Here is a 14,763-nt window from a genome sequence, read left to right as displayed (position 1 = left end):
AATTTTATTAAAAAGAGAAAGAATATGTCAGACGAAAGAGTTAGATACAGCGATGCTGATTTACAGGAATTTAGAGCGATCATAAAAGAGAAAATAGAAAAAGCAGAAAAAGATCTTCAGCTAATCAGAGAAAGTTTCATCAATGACCAGAATAATGGGACGGATGATACTTCACCTACTTTCAAAGCATTTGAAGAAGGTGCAGAAACTTTGAGCAAAGAGCAGAACTCTATTCTTGCAGGAAGACAGGAAAAATTCGTTCGTGATCTTAAGAATGCCTTAATCAGAATCGAAAACAAGACTTACGGTGTTTGTAGAGTAACAGGAAAACTAATTCCTAAGGAAAGACTTTTAGCCGTTCCTCATGCTACACTAAGCATCGAAGCGAAAAACATGCAAAAATAGCCGTAAGGTTTGTAAAATAATATTGGGTTTATATGGTATCTCCGGGTACTTTATAAACCTAATTTTTAATGTATACCCATGAGCGAAATATTAATATTGGTAATCATTGTGGCTGCAGTATTGGCTTTTTTCAACAGGGAGTGGATCAGAAACAGGTTTTTCCCTAGAAAACACACCAACTACACTATTGATGACCAGTTTAATTCCGACAAACGTGACAGGGAGAAAGAAATAGACAGACTATTGAGTAAGATGGGCAAAAACGGAATCAATGATCTTTCCGCGAAAGACCGGAAAAGACTGGATGAGTTGTCCAAAATGTAAAAATTTAAATACTAAGAAATGGAATCAATCATAGTACATCCTAAAAATGCAATGGAGCTTAGCGCACTGAAAGGTGTTTTAAAAGAAATGAACATTAAATTTGAGAAAGCTCATGTGAAAAGTTCATATAACGGACAAAAAGTGGTTAAGAAAGCAAGCGATAATAAAAATGTAAGACCTGCTTCGAAACCTTCAAAACCTAAAGGAGAGTAATGAAAAAGATCTTAGCTATTACCTTTTTGGTATTATTGATAGACCAGGCTTCAAAAATTTATATTAAAACCCATTTTGAACTCAATGAGAGCATTCCCGTTGTAGAAGGTTTCTTTAATAAAACTTTTGTTGAAAATCCAGGAATGGCTTACGGATTTCATTTTGGAGGGATTCTCGGGAAATATTTCCTTGTTATTCTAAGAGTTTTCCTGATTGGAGGAATGGTTTATATGTTTAAAAAATGGATCAAAGAAGGAGCCTCCAACTATCTTTTAATTCCTATGGCCATCATTTTTGCAGGAGCCATCGGAAACCTTATTGATGGGATGTTCTACGGAATGATCTTCGATAGCGGAACGGTTTATGATGCCAGTACCGACCGATGGATTGGTTATGGTGGCATTTCAAAATTTGTTCCTTTTGGACAAGGTTACTCTACCTTTATGAAAGGATGTGTAGTAGATATGCTTCACTTCCCGGTAGTAGACTGGTATGTTCCGGACAGCTGGCCTATCATTGGCGGAAAACATATTGAATTCTTTAAATATATTTTCAATGTTGCCGATTCAGCCATTACTGTAGGTGCTGCTTTCTTATTAATCTTTAGAAAAAAAGCATTCCCGAACGGACTGGAATTCTAACAGATGTATTTCGAATGAGAAAAACAATCAAAAATATTTTTAAATTTTTCCTGCTTCTTTTAGTCGCAGGAATTATTTTTATAGCCTGGGCAAATTACAGCATTAAAGAGGAAAGTGCAGCTTTTGTATCTTACAATATCGCTGATGTACCGGAAGCAAAAACAGCTTTATTGCTGGGTACCGGAAAAACCTTAAGCAACGGGATGCCCAATGCTTATTTCTATAATAGGATTAAAGCAGCTACAGATCTTTTTAAAAGCGGAAAGATTCAATACATCATTGTGAGTGGTGACAACAGCAGCAAAGACTATAATGAACCGGAAGATATGCAGGCTGCATTGGTTCAGCAGGGAATTCCACAGGATAAAATTATTCTGGATCACGCAGGATTTCGTACCTTGGATTCTGTGGTAAGAGCTAAGGATATTTTTGGACAAACCAAACTTACTATTATCTCTCAGAAATTCCACAACGAAAGAGCCGTCTTTCTGGCTCAGAAAAACGGAATACAGGCTTTTGGGTATAATGCAGAAGATGTGAATAAATATGCAGGTTTAAAGACGAATTTGAGAGAGTATCTGGCAAAGGCTAAAGTATATTGGGACCTTATCCTTGGTGTACAACCAAAGTTTGGAGGAGAAAAGATTTTGATTCCTTAGTATTAAAAACAAATACAATCATAAAAAATGAGTGTCTTCACGTATCATTTAGTAAAAACAGATTCCCTTTCTGCACTCAGAATTCTTTTTTCTTCACCGAAGTCAAGAAATATTTCTGGGTTAATTCACACAGAAATTATGACGGCGATGACGTTAGGCTCTCCTATTTTTTCACCCTCCCGAATGTTGATAAGACAAATTGCTGTATTTGCACAATGGGAAAATGAAAGTGATATCGAAACCTTTTTAGCTAAAGACAGTTTAGGCAAAATTTTATCTGAAGGTTGGCACACAAGATTAATTTTTATGAGAAAATGGGGGAAATTCAACAAGTTTGAAATTCCTGATGAAACCATAGAATTTGAAAATCCGAATTCGCCAGTCGTTGCAGTCACCATTGCCAGAATGAAATTTTTGCAAATCCCCAGATTCATTCATTGGGGAAGGCCGGTTGAAAAATTGGTTCGAGACCATCCGGCAACGACTTTGTCTTTGGCCTCCATCAAATTTCCTAATACCGTTTCCACTTTTTCAATTTGGAAAAATCAAAAAGAAATGACTGATATGGTTCATGGACATAGCAAAGTTCCCCAACCAGAAAGGCACGCCAACGCCATGAAAGAAAGAGATCGAAAAGATTTTCATTTCGAATTTACAACGTTGCGCTTTAAACCTATTTCAGAATTTGGGGAATGGAATGGGCAACGCAATATTATTCCCCATCTAAAAAACAACTAAAATGAGATTGGCTTATCCGATACAGAAGTTCCAGGATTGGTTTACTCAACAATGGGTAATTCTGCGTGGAAGAAAAATTAAGCCTGAAAATTCTCTCTGGTTGATGGGACCTTTTGGAAGCTTGAATGCAATGAGTGAGGATTTTATCCATCAATTTGCAGAAAAAGAAAATTTAATTGTAGAAAAAGATTCAAAAGTAAAAGGTATTATTCCTTCAATGCTAAAGCTTAACTTATCTGAAACTGAATTCTCAAATTTATCCAAAAATGTGATTGACTTCTATGAAAACACCTCAAATCATACCTTAAATTTTTCTATAAAATGGAATCCATTTTTCAAGTTTTTTGGAATTTTAGTTAATAAATTATTCAGTAATAGAATTAACCAACTGAATATTCCTACCAAAAACATCGACGGTTCAGAATCTCTAAAAAGTGAAATCATCAACCTCACCGACCCCAAGACCAATGAAATAAAATATACGTTTTGGTTTCGTTCTAATGAATCTACCGGGCAAGTGATCTATTCCGGAGTGTATGGTATCAGTAATTTGCCGTCAGGAAAAACTTGCGTAAAGGCTGTATTTCCTTTGCCCAATGGGAATGCAACCGTGTTGATGATTCCTAGCGTAGGAAAAAATGGGGAACTGATTTTAGATTCTTCAGGAAAAAATTTTGGGGATGCTGGTTTTTATTTTTTACTTAAAGATTCTAAAGGCGAATATTGGTCGCAATTTATACGTTCTTTCCGTGATCGTCTCATTATTGGTTCCGAAAATGATATAATATCAGCAGAACAAACTTTAACCCTGTGGCATTTCAAAGTTCTTACTTTTATGTATAAAATTGAATTAAAGAAATAGGTTTATTGATGTAGAATTCTTCATTAAAGAAAAGAGTAGGAATCGAATACTATAACACAATTAGAAAGTAATTTTGCGTAAATTTGCAATTCATTAATTTTTAAATATAAATTTTAAACAAATGTCAAGAATTCTTACCGGCATTCAAGCCACCGGAACACCCCATCTTGGAAATTTATTAGGGGCTATTATTCCTGCGATCGAACTTTCTAAGCAGGAAGGAAACGAATCATTTTTATTTATTGCGAATCTTCATACGCTTACCCAGATTAAAGATGCGCAAATTTTAAGACAGAATACCTACGAGATTGCTGCGGCTTGGCTTGCTTGTGGATTAGATACCGAAAAAACATTTTTCTACAGACAAAGTGATATCGCTGAAACCTGTGAACTATCTTGGCATTTATCATGTTTTTTTCCTTATCAAAGATTAACATTAGCCCATTCATTTAAGGATAAAGCTGACCGTCTTCAGGATGTGAATGCTGGTTTGTTTACCTACCCTATTTTAATGGCTGCTGATATTTTATTATACGATGCAGAGATTGTTCCTGTAGGAAAAGATCAGCTTCAGCATTTGGAAATTGCAAGAGATGTCGCTTCAAGATTCAACAATCAGATGGGTGAAGTTTTCGTATTGCCACAATCTGAACTTCAGGAAGACACGAAATATGTTCCCGGAACTGATGGCCGTAAAATGTCCAAATCTATGGGAAATATTATCAATATCTTCTTACCTGAGAAAGAATTGAAAAAACAGGTGATGAGTATTGAATCCGATTCTAAGTCTTTAGAAGAGGCTAAAGATCCTGCAACAGATAAAACGTTCCAAATTTATGAACTGATCGCAACTCCTGAACAGACTGAGGAATTAAGAGCAAAATATCTTGCAGGTAACTTCGGATATGGACATGCTAAAAAAGAGCTTTTAGATCTTATTTTAGTTCGTTTTGAGAAGGAAAGAGAAACGTTCAATTATTATATGAATAATCTTGATGAGTTGGAGGCAAAACTTCAGCAGGGAGCAGAAAAAACAAGACCTGTTGCAATGGCAACTCTTAAAAGAGTAAGAACAAGTTTAGGATTTTAATCCTGATTTTTAAAATATGCAGAAGCCCTTCAGTTGAAGGGCTTTTTATTTGATTTACTTTTTATTTTTCATAAGAATAAAGTAATGCATATTATCTTCAAATTCATAGGTAATATCCCAACCTGGATATTGTTTGATGATCGTTTTAATAATAGATAATCCTAAACCTGTAGAAGTATGATCTGAACTTTGTTTATAAAAACGGTTAAAAATCCTGGATTTATCCAGCGACTCCTGCAATCCGCTGTTTTGAAAGACAATTCTGTTGTTCTCAATAAAAATGTTTAAAGTTCCTTCTTCGTTATTGTATTTAACAGCATTTTTAAGAAGATTAGATAAAAGAATATCTGCAAGATCCTGATTGAAATCAGCTTTAAAAATTCCTTTTTCAATAATATTAACCTCTACATTTTTAAAAGTAATAAAGTCTTCATAATTCTGTACAAGACTATTAATCAAAGTATTAAAATCAACTTCTGATATGGCATTAAACTGACTATTCTCAATCTTGGAAAGCATTAACAGAGATTTATTCAATCCCACCATTCTTCTCAGATCATTTTTAACTTCCGTAAGAAAGGTTAGATTCTTTTTATCAAGATTCTCATTCTGAATAAGCAGATCTATTTTATTAATAACAATTGCAAGCGGCGTTTGAAGCTCATGAGAAGCATTCTCAATAAACTGTTTCTGTTGATAGAAAACAAGCTCATTACGATCGATCATTTCATTGATTTCAACATTCAATTCCTCAAATTCTTTAATGGAATAATTTTGATCTTCCTGAGAGAAAGGAATTCCAAACTGATATTTCTTCAATTTATCCAGAATCATGTAGAACGGCCGCATTGCTTTATTCAACAGATAGCCATTAACTACCACAATACTTATAACCAACAGAATATAAAGAACGATTAAGGCCGTTGTAAGGTCATAGATCAGCTCATCTTCTTCCACTGTGGAAGTTCTGATAACGAGCCTCTGATGGCTTTTATACTGATCAATAAAATCAGCTTCCAATACTCGATAAGGCTGATCTTTATCATCATACTCCATATAATACATCTTATTATAGAGCCTGCTTTTGTTTTTATATTCTGCAGCAGTAATCGGCATGACTTTAAACTCATTAAATCCAAAATCGTTATTTTTGAGCAACTGCGGATTAAGATATACTGCCTTGATGATCTGTATCTTTCTATCCTTAAGCCCATCATCTACATTATCATGTACCTCATCCAGAATATAAGCATAGAATAATCCTGCCCAAACGGCAATAATTACCAGCAGGATCATAATAAGATATTGTATGGTGTAATATTTTAAAGATACTTTCATCAGACGAATTTATATCCTATACCGTATACAGCCTGAAAATCGGCTTCTGCATTGAGTGCTTTCAGTTTTTTACGAAGATTTTTAATTTGTGAATAAATAAAATCAAGACTGTCTGCCTGATCAATATAATCTCCCCAGATGGCTTCTGCAAGAGTCGTTTTCTGCAGCGTTTTTTCCGGATGAATGACAAAGTAATACAGAAGATCATATTCCTTACGGTTAAGCACCAGTTCTTCATTTCCTACCTTAACATTTCTACTTTCCGGATCAATGCTTATGTTTTTATATCTGATGATATTCTCTCCATCCTGATTCTTTCTTCTTATCACCGATCGGATTCTCGCCATTAATTCAGCCAGATGAAAAGGTTTTGCAAGATAATCATCAGCTCCTATTTCCAATCCTGTCACCTTATCATCTACAGAATCTTTAGCAGAAAGGATAATCACCGGATCTTTTTTGTGCATTTTTTTAATTTCGCGCAAAAGATCTATTCCATTACCATCAGGAAGCATAATATCCAATAAAATACAGTCATATTCATAGGAAATAATTTTTTCCAATCCGGAGCTAAAATTATCGGCATACTCTACAATAAAATGCTCTGCTTCCAGAAATTTCTGCACAGTGTCCCTTAAATCCGGTTCATCTTCAACTATTAAAATCTTCATAGGCTCTTCTGCTTGGGTAACTTAATCAAATATAAGAAATTATAAGGTGGGAAGCCGGAAGAGAGAGACTTGAAGTTTCTTTCTACCTTATACAACTGCCTGTTTTAGATCAACAGATAATTTCAATGGTGTTATAGACAACTTCTCTCTTCCACTTCCAGCTTCCCTTCTTTAAAAATTAATTCGTTTTTACGTGGTAACCATCCGCATCAAAGACGAGGCACAAGCCATTCATCAGTTGAATCTTGTAAGCGTTATATTTTTTTTCAATAGACTGAATCACACTGCACGGATGGTGCTTGGTCATAAAAGACACAATACTCTTTCTAATCTTAGCGGAAGACCTTTTTCTTCCATTACTGTTTATTAAACTCCAGTTTACCATAATCATAAAATTTTATTGTTAATCTTAAATAAGTCTAGTCATCAATTTTTTTAAAATTTCCATTCCTGTCGAATTCAAGTTCCAGCCCGTTGGAAAGCTCTGCTTTGTAAGACCATCTTTTTCTTTCTATCTTAACGATATATGTATTTGGGAAATTTCTGCTGCTATAATTTTTAATTGATGCAGGAATAAAACCATAAGGAATCTTCTGATGATTCCCATCTACTTCTTTCCAATTTCCTTTACTATCAAATTCCATTTTCATTCCATTGTTCAGATATACCTTATATTCATCAACTCCATAGATCTCTCTGTCTTCGATAGCAGATGATATCGGAATTCCTTTAAAATACCCTATAAGAAAAGTTTTAGCAGTCTTAGGGAGTTGGTTGGAACTAATAACCCTGTCCTGTGCAGAGATCAAACCACCGATCAATAAGAAGATTAAAACAAATACTCCTGTGATTTTCTTTACATTTTTCATAACACTAAGTTTTTCTGTTATTATTATGAAGCAAAGTTGGGAATCAAATTAGGAAAGAATTGGGAAAAACTGAAATAAGAAAATTAAAAAGGAAATAATTCAGGCAAAATAAAAACCATTAAGACAAAATTAAGCTGTTAAGAATATTAAGTAAGATTTCTATATAATGATTGTCAACCTAAGAGCTCAAATAGTCTATGGATAAAGTCAAGAATGAATAGCATTTAAATATAACATGAATCGATTCTTTTGAAACGCAAAACTCCATTTTTTAGAATGAATATTATAAGAGAGCAAAGAGTGGAATCAATTTTATTGATTCTTTCTAAGCAGATGCATATCCATGAGCTTCTTCAGCAACTTTGTCGCTTTTCTTCTTAACTCCCTTAACAATAACACATCCGAATTACCTTTCTTTGTGTTTTAGAAAATAGCTTATTTCATTCAACAAAAGACTGTTTAGATTCCGTACTAATTTTCAATTTTGGCATCAGACTCTGCTATTAAAAACAAGAAAGCCATTAAGATGAACTTAATGGCTTTCATATCAGATGAAAAGTCTTAAACTTTATAAGTATTCCTTGATCTGTTGAAGATGGGTAATCGCCTTTAATCCGGCTTCTTTTTATCTTCTTTATACACATCAAAGAAGATGGCCTCCATTCCGAAATCTCTTCCTCCCAAAGCATCAGCGATCCAATCATCACCAATCATAATACTTTCTTCTTTCTTAGCTTCAGAAAGTCCTAGGGAATATTCAAAAATCTTAGGATTTGGTTTTCTTACCCCTACTGCATCCGCACTCGTAATCGTTTCAAAATACGGTGCAATTCCGGATAGGGTACATTTTCTTTCCGTTACTTCCTGAAAACCATTGGAAATAATATGAAGTTTATAATTCTTCGACTTAAGATATTCAAGAACATCTTCAGCCCCTTCCACCAGTTCATTATGACTTACAATATTATCAAGAAAGTTCTCTTCAAAATAAAGGGAAAGTTCTCTATTGTCTACTCCAAAATGCATGAAGGTGTCATAAAAACGGTGTTCTCTCAAATACTCTTTGCCTATAAGCCCATCTCTTATCTTCTCCCATAAATCTTCGTTGATATCATGGTAAACAGCATGAAACGCTTCAAAGTCTATAGTATACTTAGAAGTAATCTCCTGCTTTTCGAAAAGATCTTTGATCGTTAGGTAGGCATTTCTGCGATGATCCCAGAGCGTATTGTCCAGGTCAAAAAAAACGTGCTGCATTTTCATACAGCACAAAGTTAATAATTTTAATTTTTGGTAACAGGATAATTCTTGCTCTTGCTTTTCACAATTTCAATGCTTTTAGAAAAATTGAGCAGAAAATCGATGGTTTGTTTTTTAGGTTTCAAAGTTTTCACTTTTAAGGAGTCATTTTTTTTCATAAGCGAAGTATGTTTTCCTTAAAAACGTGAGATTTTACAAAATATTATCTATCTGGTTAATATTATGTTATTTTCATCCATGATTTTTCTCAGGTTTATCAGTGCATATCTTACTCTCCCTAATGTGGTATTAATACTCATATCAGTATGATCGGCGATTTCCTTAAAACTTAATCCGTCGAAAAATCTTAATTTAATCACTTCCTGTTGATTCAATGGAAGAAATTGTAGCATTCTCAGCAGGTCTTCCTGAATCTGATTGGTTACCAGCTGGTCTTCAATATTCTCAGAGGGCTCCCGGATCAGGTCAAAAATAGAATACTCATCGGTTTCAAAAGTAGTTTCTGAAACTTTAATATTCTTGGATTTTGATCTGAAATGATCGATAATAAGGTTGTGGGAAATTCTTTTGGCCCAAAGGATAAATTTACCCTCTTCGTTGTAACGTCCTTCTTTTAGCATCACAATAATTTTCATGAATGTATCCTGAAAAATATCGTTGGCTAAGTCTTCATCATTTATTTTGTAAAAAATGAATGTAAACAGTTCTCTCTGATGACGATGAATAAGGGTTGATAATGCACCCTCGTCACCTTTCTGGTAAAGCGAAATTAGTAAACTATCCGATTTTGATTTCATAACTCTTCTCAATATAATATTTGCAGCCCAGCCATCGCCCAGATAAATTATCTAGTTCGCGCTGTATATACAAAACAGTTCTTCAGAGTAGAGTCTCTTCGATAGGTGGTACAATTATATTATGGCGTAAATATAATAATTTTTTAATAACTGTTAAGCAATTATTAAATTTTCATCATAAAAATTTAAAAAAAATCATTTAAACATGTCATGAATGAATACAGTAGGGATATTTAATGTAAAATTAATATTTAGACCTTTCATTTCTTTTCCGTTTAATCGGGTATCTCCAATAGGAAAAGCATACCCTCCGGTAAGGTCAAGCATCCCAAATAAGGTAACTCCTATTTTTGGAGCAATATATTTGTTCGTTCCTTCTGCTCCCACTAAAAAGTAATAAGAGTGATAAAAATCTACGTTCTTTTCAAAATTAAGTAAAACATCGGCCTGCAGCTTCGGCATAATAGCAAATTTTGAATCTGCTACTCCCATCATGGCAGAACCTCCCAATCTATAAATTACATCATCATTTTTAAGAAAAAGCAATTTCCCTCCTACTTCCCCAAAACTTTGATTCTGGTAAGTATATCCCACACTGATCATTTTATGCATGGTATATTGTGCTTTTACCAATGTACTTAGTAAAAATAGGGATAGAATGGTAATTACAGTTCGAAAATTCATCATTTCTCAATTTATTAAGGTGTAAAATTAAAAAAAACTGCCTTACCAGAAGGTAAAGCAGCTCATAATATTTTAGTTTAAAGAAAAAATTAAATTCCGAAAGCGGCTTTAATCTCATCTACTTTGTCTAATTTTTCCCAAGTAAAGAATTCAAGACCTTCTAATGTAAGCTCATTTTTATGCCCTTTGTTGAAAGTTTTATCAGCTATGTAGTGCTCTTTCCCCATGTGACCGTAAGAAGCTGTTTCCTGATAGATAGGGTTTCTTAATTTTAAATTCTGCTCAATAGCATATGGTCTCAAATCAAAGATTTTAGAACTTCTTTAGCGATATCACCATCGTGAAGATCAACTTTGGCAGTTCCGTAAGTATTGATATATAAACCACAAGGTTCAGCAACACCAATTGCATAAGATACCTGTACCAAAACTTCGTCAGCAACACCTGCTGCTACAAGGTTTTTAGCAATGTGTCTTGTTGCATATGCAGCACTTCTGTCTACTTTAGATGGATCTTTTCCAGAAAAGGCTCCACCACCGTGAGCTCCTTTTCCTCCGTAAGTATCTACAATAATCTTTCTACCTGTAAGACCTGTATCTCCGTGAGGACCACCGATTACAAATTTACCTGTAGGATTGATATGATATTTGATCTGATCGTTGAATAAAGCTTTGATTTCCTCAGTCTGTTGAGCAACAACTCTAGGAACAAGAATACTCTTGATATCTTCACGGATCTTATTCAACATTTCTTCTTCTGTTCCGAAGTCATCGTGCTGAGTAGATACCACAATAGAATCAATTCTAATTGGCTTATGATCATCAGAATACTCAATCGTCACCTGACTTTTTGCATCAGGACGTAGATAAGCAATCTCTTTATTCTCTCTTCTGATCGCAGAAAGTTCTTTAAGGATAGTGTGTGCTAATCTAAAGCAAGTGGCATATAGTTAGCCGTCTCGTTAGTAGCATATCCGAACATCATTCCCTGGTCACCAGCTCCCTGAGCGTTTGCTTTAGCTTCGAATGACTCATCATTTACAGCTCTGTCAACACCCTGATTGATATCTGGAGACTGCTCATGAATTGCAGAAATTACTCCACAAGAATCACCATTAAACATGTATTCACCTTTTGTATACCCAATTCCATTGATTACTTCTCTGGCAATGGTCTGTACATCAAGGTAAGCATCAGATTTTACCTCTCCTGCCAATACTACCTGTCCTGTAGTTACAAGTGTTTCACATGCTACTTTTGAACTTTTATCGTATGCTAAGAAATGATCGATTAATGCATCGGAGATTTGGTCGGCAATTTTATCCGGATGTCCTTCTGAAACTGATTCAGATGTAAATAAATAAGACATATTATTCTTTGTTTTTTAGATTAAAAAAATTGTGTTGAAGAAAAATAAGAATAACAATTGCCCAGAAAAAAGAATACTGTTTTAGCATATTTTTATAGAGGTTGCAATCAGGTCAAATTTTTCCTCGTTAATAAACGTCAGCAAATTTAAGCACTATTTTCGTAATACTCAAAATTTTTGTTTATTAATTATAATTTTCTTTAAATTAATGATTTATATCATTGTAAAGCCTCTTGATTACTGAGGCTTAATGCTTACAAATTCTTTCGGACTTTCGTGGTAATTCAACTTAAGCTCCAACGAATTTTTGATAGAATGTGACAATTCATCAATAATCTTTTGCTTAAAGGTTGGCTTATAGTAAATAATACTGATCTCTCTGTAAGGGAATGGCTTCTTGAATCTAAATACATTCTTTTTCTGTTCATCAGAAAGCTGACTCAATGCTAATTCCGGAAGAATACTGATCCCTCCTACTTTGTCTACCATGTGTACCAAAGTCTGAATATTGGAAGCTAAAAAATCTAAGTTCTTAGGTTTCAGCGTATTTTCTTTCAGATGACAAATATTTTCGAACTGATTTCTAAGACAGTTTCCTTCTTCAAGTAGCCATACTTTTTCTACATTCAGTTCTTCAGGGATAATATAAGAATTCTTTTTGTTTGCTTCAGTATTGGAACTGTAGATCATTAATTCTTCATTGAATAAGAAATCCTGGTAAAACTCATCAGCAGTATCATAAGGAGTAGAGATAATTCCGGCATCCAATTCTCCTGCTTTCAACGCTTTAATAATATTATCCGTAGTCATCTCCTTTACATTCATTTGGATCTTCGGGTTGGCTTCAAGGAATTTGAAGATCTCCGTAGGCAAAATAAATGAAGAAACGGTTGGAATAATTCCCAGATTAATGGTTCCTCCTAAAATGTTATTCAACAGGTTGGCTTTGTTTTTCAGCTCATTGACAGATTCTATAATCACCTTTGCCTGATCGATGATCTGAAGTCCTACATCTGTAGTACGAATCGGGTGTGTAGTTCTGTCGAAAACCTTTACATCCAATTCATCCTCAAATTTCTGTATCATGGCACTTAAGGTAGGCTGGGTAATGAAGCACGCCTGAGCCGCTTTTCCAAAATGTTTATACTTATCAACCGCGATAAGATACTCCAATTGTTGAATGTTCATTTGATTAATATTATCTATTACAAAGATATAACGTTTTTGTTATTAGCAATTAAAAATTCAAGTAAATTTGATAATTAGTACCTTTACAGTTCGTTTTAGAAAAACACGAGAATAATTATTCAAATCATCAATATATGGATTCTAAAAAATTAACGTTAAGCAACGGAGCACCTTATTTTGAGCATCAGGATTCCCAGACGGTAGGACCAAGAGGCCCGGTATTGCTGCAAGACTTTGTCCTTCAGGAAATCTTGCGCATTTCGTTAGGGAAAGGATTCCTGAAAGAATTGTACACGCCAAAGGGAGTGGAGCATACGGAACGTTTACCGTAACGCATGACATCAGCCAGTACACTAAGGCTACATTATTTTCAAAAGTAGGAAACTCCTGCAGAATGTTTGCCCGCTTTTCTACGGTAGGCGGAGAAAAAGGAAGTGCAGATACCGCAAGAGATCCTAGAGGATTTGCCCTCAAATTTTATACTGAAGATGGAAACTGGGATCTGGTAGGAAATAATACTCCGGTATTCTTTATTAAAGATGCTAAAAAATTCCCAGATTTTATTCATACTCAAAAAAGGCTTCCAAGAACGAATTTGAAAAGCGCCACCATGATGTGGGATTTTTGGAGCTTAAACCCGGAATCACTTCATCAGGTTCTTATATTAATGTCAGACAGAGGAACTCCTTATGGCTACAGGCATATGCATGGCTTTGGATCTCATACTTTCTCTATGATCAATGACAAAAATGAAAGAATATGGGTGAAATTTCACTTCAAAACAAAACAAGGAGTAAAAAACTTCACGGATGAAGAAGCTGTAAAAATGGCAGGACAAAATCCTGACTTTGCACAGGAAGATCTTTGTAATGCTATTGAAAATGGAGACTTTCCGAAGTGGACAATGTATATTCAGGTGATGACTGAAGAACAGGCAAAAGATTTCAGATGGAATCCTTTTGATGTTACTAAAGTATGGTTTCATGATGATTTCCCATTGATTGAAGTAGGAGAAATGGAGCTTAACGAAGTTCCTGTTAACTATTTTGCACACGTAGAACAGTCTACATTCTCACCTAGCAGCCTGATTAATGGAATCAGCTTCTCACCGGACAAAATGCTTCAGGGAAGATTATTCTCTTATCCGGATGCTCACAGATACAGAGTAGGTGTGAATGCTCACCAACTGGAAGTAAACAGATGCCCTTTTGCAGTCAATAACTATCAGAGAGATGGCTATATGGCAGACTCCAGTGAATATCAGGACAAGCCGAACTATCACCCGAACAGCTTTGATGATATCAAGCCAGATTCGTCCTATAAAAACTTTGAGTATGAATTAGATAGCGCTCATGTAGCTAACTATAATAGAAATGATAATGACAGTGATCACTATACCCAACCTGGCCTTTTATATTCAAAAGCGATGAATTCTGAGGATAGAAATAATCTGATCCAAAATATTGTAGGAAGCATGCAGGGAATTACAGGCCCTAAAAGAGAGGAAATTATCAATAGACAATTATGTCACTTTTTCCGCGCCAACATTGAGCTTGGCATGAAAGTGGCTTCACAACTAAATATCAATATTGATGCAAATATGATGAATCACTCCAAATAATCATATTGAACAATAAATTAAAAAAAAGGAAAAAA

Annotated in this window: 15 protein-coding genes and 3 pseudogenes; 9 read left to right on the top strand and 9 right to left on the bottom strand. The window is 34.6% G+C overall.

Annotated elements, in window-relative coordinates; genetic code table 11:
- The first annotated feature begins 24 nt into the window (after nucleotides 1-24).
- The 8 genes from QWZ06_RS00960 (at nucleotide 25) to trpS (ending at nucleotide 4,932) form a co-directional block, all read left to right on the top strand.
- Nucleotides 25-405, top strand: a complete 381-nt coding sequence (locus tag QWZ06_RS00960) for a TraR/DksA family transcriptional regulator (RefSeq protein ID WP_045501318.1) — start codon at nucleotides 25-27, stop codon at nucleotides 403-405.
- Nucleotides 406-483: 78 nt separating this feature from the next.
- Entirely contained in the window at nucleotides 484-729 is a 246-nt protein-coding gene (locus QWZ06_RS00955; RefSeq protein WP_290295279.1) for a DUF6576 domain-containing protein, read from the top strand.
- A gap of 18 nt (nucleotides 730-747) precedes the next feature.
- Complete coding sequence (locus tag QWZ06_RS00950; RefSeq protein ID WP_068939251.1) at nucleotides 748-942, top strand: DUF2683 family protein; 195 nt, start codon at nucleotides 748-750, stop codon at nucleotides 940-942.
- On the top strand, nucleotides 942-1,583 hold the full coding sequence (locus QWZ06_RS00945; RefSeq protein ID WP_290295276.1) for a lipoprotein signal peptidase: 642 nt from the start codon (nucleotides 942-944) through the stop codon (nucleotides 1,581-1,583). The genes QWZ06_RS00950 and QWZ06_RS00945 overlap by 1 nt, the downstream gene beginning before the upstream one ends.
- Nucleotides 1,584-1,597: 14 nt before the next feature.
- Nucleotides 1,598-2,242: a SanA/YdcF family protein gene (locus QWZ06_RS00940; protein ID WP_290295275.1), complete on the top strand. Its 645-nt coding sequence runs from the start codon at nucleotides 1,598-1,600 to the stop codon at nucleotides 2,240-2,242.
- A gap of 27 nt (nucleotides 2,243-2,269) precedes the next feature.
- Nucleotides 2,270-2,980 carry a hypothetical protein gene (locus QWZ06_RS00935; protein ID WP_290295273.1) on the top strand — a complete coding sequence of 237 codons (711 nt, stop codon included), beginning with the start codon at nucleotides 2,270-2,272 and terminating at the stop codon, nucleotides 2,978-2,980.
- A gap of 1 nt (nucleotide 2,981) precedes the next feature.
- Nucleotides 2,982-3,842 carry a hypothetical protein gene (locus QWZ06_RS00930; protein ID WP_290295272.1) on the top strand — a complete coding sequence of 287 codons (861 nt, stop codon included), beginning with the start codon at nucleotides 2,982-2,984 and terminating at the stop codon, nucleotides 3,840-3,842.
- Between the two features lie 121 nt (nucleotides 3,843-3,963).
- On the top strand, nucleotides 3,964-4,932 hold the full coding sequence (gene trpS / locus QWZ06_RS00925) for a tryptophan--tRNA ligase (protein WP_290295270.1): 969 nt from the start codon (nucleotides 3,964-3,966) through the stop codon (nucleotides 4,930-4,932).
- Nucleotides 4,933-4,986: 54 nt separating this feature from the next.
- On the opposite strand, the gene QWZ06_RS00920 is transcribed toward trpS, so the two are convergent.
- The 9 genes and pseudogenes from QWZ06_RS00920 to QWZ06_RS00880 form a co-directional block, all read right to left on the bottom strand.
- Entirely contained in the window at nucleotides 4,987-6,270 is a 1,284-nt protein-coding gene (locus QWZ06_RS00920) for a sensor histidine kinase (RefSeq protein WP_290295269.1), read from the bottom strand.
- The gene (locus QWZ06_RS00915; RefSeq protein WP_290295268.1) at nucleotides 6,270-6,941 is read right to left on the bottom strand and encodes a response regulator transcription factor; all 672 of its coding nucleotides are present in this window, start codon (nucleotides 6,939-6,941) and stop codon (nucleotides 6,270-6,272) included. The genes QWZ06_RS00920 and QWZ06_RS00915 overlap by 1 nt, the downstream gene beginning before the upstream one ends.
- A gap of 419 nt (nucleotides 6,942-7,360) precedes the next feature.
- The gene (locus QWZ06_RS00910) at nucleotides 7,361-7,810 is read right to left on the bottom strand and encodes a PepSY-like domain-containing protein (protein ID WP_290295266.1); all 450 of its coding nucleotides are present in this window, start codon (nucleotides 7,808-7,810) and stop codon (nucleotides 7,361-7,363) included.
- 568 nt (nucleotides 7,811-8,378) lie between these two features.
- Nucleotides 8,379-9,073 (bottom strand): annotated as a pseudogene (locus QWZ06_RS00905) (YjjG family noncanonical pyrimidine nucleotidase).
- Between the two features lie 20 nt (nucleotides 9,074-9,093).
- Nucleotides 9,094-9,228 (bottom strand): hypothetical protein, encoded by a 135-nt coding sequence (locus QWZ06_RS00900; protein ID WP_290295265.1) that lies wholly within the window; start codon nucleotides 9,226-9,228, stop codon nucleotides 9,094-9,096.
- Nucleotides 9,229-9,276: 48 nt separating this feature from the next.
- Nucleotides 9,277-9,867 carry an RNA polymerase sigma factor gene (locus QWZ06_RS00895; RefSeq protein ID WP_209918640.1) on the bottom strand — a complete coding sequence of 197 codons (591 nt, stop codon included), beginning with the start codon at nucleotides 9,865-9,867 and terminating at the stop codon, nucleotides 9,277-9,279.
- Between the two features lie 195 nt (nucleotides 9,868-10,062).
- Nucleotides 10,063-10,554: a hypothetical protein gene (locus tag QWZ06_RS00890; protein WP_290295263.1), complete on the bottom strand. Its 492-nt coding sequence runs from the start codon at nucleotides 10,552-10,554 to the stop codon at nucleotides 10,063-10,065.
- Between the two features lie 86 nt (nucleotides 10,555-10,640).
- A pseudogene (gene metK, locus QWZ06_RS00885) lies at nucleotides 10,641-11,919 on the bottom strand (methionine adenosyltransferase).
- 237 nt (nucleotides 11,920-12,156) lie between these two features.
- Nucleotides 12,157-13,107, bottom strand: coding sequence for a LysR substrate-binding domain-containing protein (locus QWZ06_RS00880; RefSeq protein WP_290295261.1), 951 nt, complete (start codon nucleotides 13,105-13,107; stop codon nucleotides 12,157-12,159).
- 134 nt (nucleotides 13,108-13,241) lie between these two features.
- On the opposite strand from QWZ06_RS00880, the pseudogene QWZ06_RS00875 reads away from it, so the two are divergent.
- A pseudogene (locus QWZ06_RS00875) lies at nucleotides 13,242-14,728 on the top strand (catalase).
- Nucleotides 14,729-14,763 lie beyond the last annotated feature (35 nt).

The sequence above is a fragment of the Chryseobacterium tructae genome (assembly GCF_030409875.1).
GTDB lineage: Bacteria > Bacteroidota > Bacteroidia > Flavobacteriales > Weeksellaceae > Chryseobacterium > Chryseobacterium tructae.
The sequence above is the reverse complement of the archived record's forward strand: the minus strand, read 5'-3'. Positions and strand labels throughout refer to the sequence as shown.

Coding starts and splice junctions, on each gene's coding strand:
- QWZ06_RS00960 (WP_045501318.1), top strand. CDS start 25: ATGTCAGACGAAAGAGTTAGATACAGCGATGCTGATTTACAGGAATTT.
- QWZ06_RS00955 (WP_290295279.1), top strand. CDS start 484: ATGAGCGAAATATTAATATTGGTAATCATTGTGGCTGCAGTATTGGCT.
- QWZ06_RS00950 (WP_068939251.1), top strand. CDS start 748: ATGGAATCAATCATAGTACATCCTAAAAATGCAATGGAGCTTAGCGCA.
- QWZ06_RS00945 (WP_290295276.1), top strand. CDS start 942: ATGAAAAAGATCTTAGCTATTACCTTTTTGGTATTATTGATAGACCAG.
- QWZ06_RS00940 (WP_290295275.1), top strand. CDS start 1,598: ATGAGAAAAACAATCAAAAATATTTTTAAATTTTTCCTGCTTCTTTTA.
- QWZ06_RS00935 (WP_290295273.1), top strand. CDS start 2,270: ATGAGTGTCTTCACGTATCATTTAGTAAAAACAGATTCCCTTTCTGCA.
- QWZ06_RS00930 (WP_290295272.1), top strand. CDS start 2,982: ATGAGATTGGCTTATCCGATACAGAAGTTCCAGGATTGGTTTACTCAA.
- trpS (WP_290295270.1), top strand. CDS start 3,964: ATGTCAAGAATTCTTACCGGCATTCAAGCCACCGGAACACCCCATCTT.
- QWZ06_RS00920 (WP_290295269.1), bottom strand. CDS start 6,270: ATGAAAGTATCTTTAAAATATTACACCATACAATATCTTATTATGATC.
- QWZ06_RS00915 (WP_290295268.1), bottom strand. CDS start 6,941: ATGAAGATTTTAATAGTTGAAGATGAACCGGATTTAAGGGACACTGTG.
- QWZ06_RS00910 (WP_290295266.1), bottom strand. CDS start 7,810: ATGAAAAATGTAAAGAAAATCACAGGAGTATTTGTTTTAATCTTCTTA.
- QWZ06_RS00900 (WP_290295265.1), bottom strand. CDS start 9,228: ATGAAAAAAAATGACTCCTTAAAAGTGAAAACTTTGAAACCTAAAAAA.
- QWZ06_RS00895 (WP_209918640.1), bottom strand. CDS start 9,867: ATGAAATCAAAATCGGATAGTTTACTAATTTCGCTTTACCAGAAAGGT.
- QWZ06_RS00890 (WP_290295263.1), bottom strand. CDS start 10,554: ATGATGAATTTTCGAACTGTAATTACCATTCTATCCCTATTTTTACTA.
- QWZ06_RS00880 (WP_290295261.1), bottom strand. CDS start 13,107: ATGAACATTCAACAATTGGAGTATCTTATCGCGGTTGATAAGTATAAA.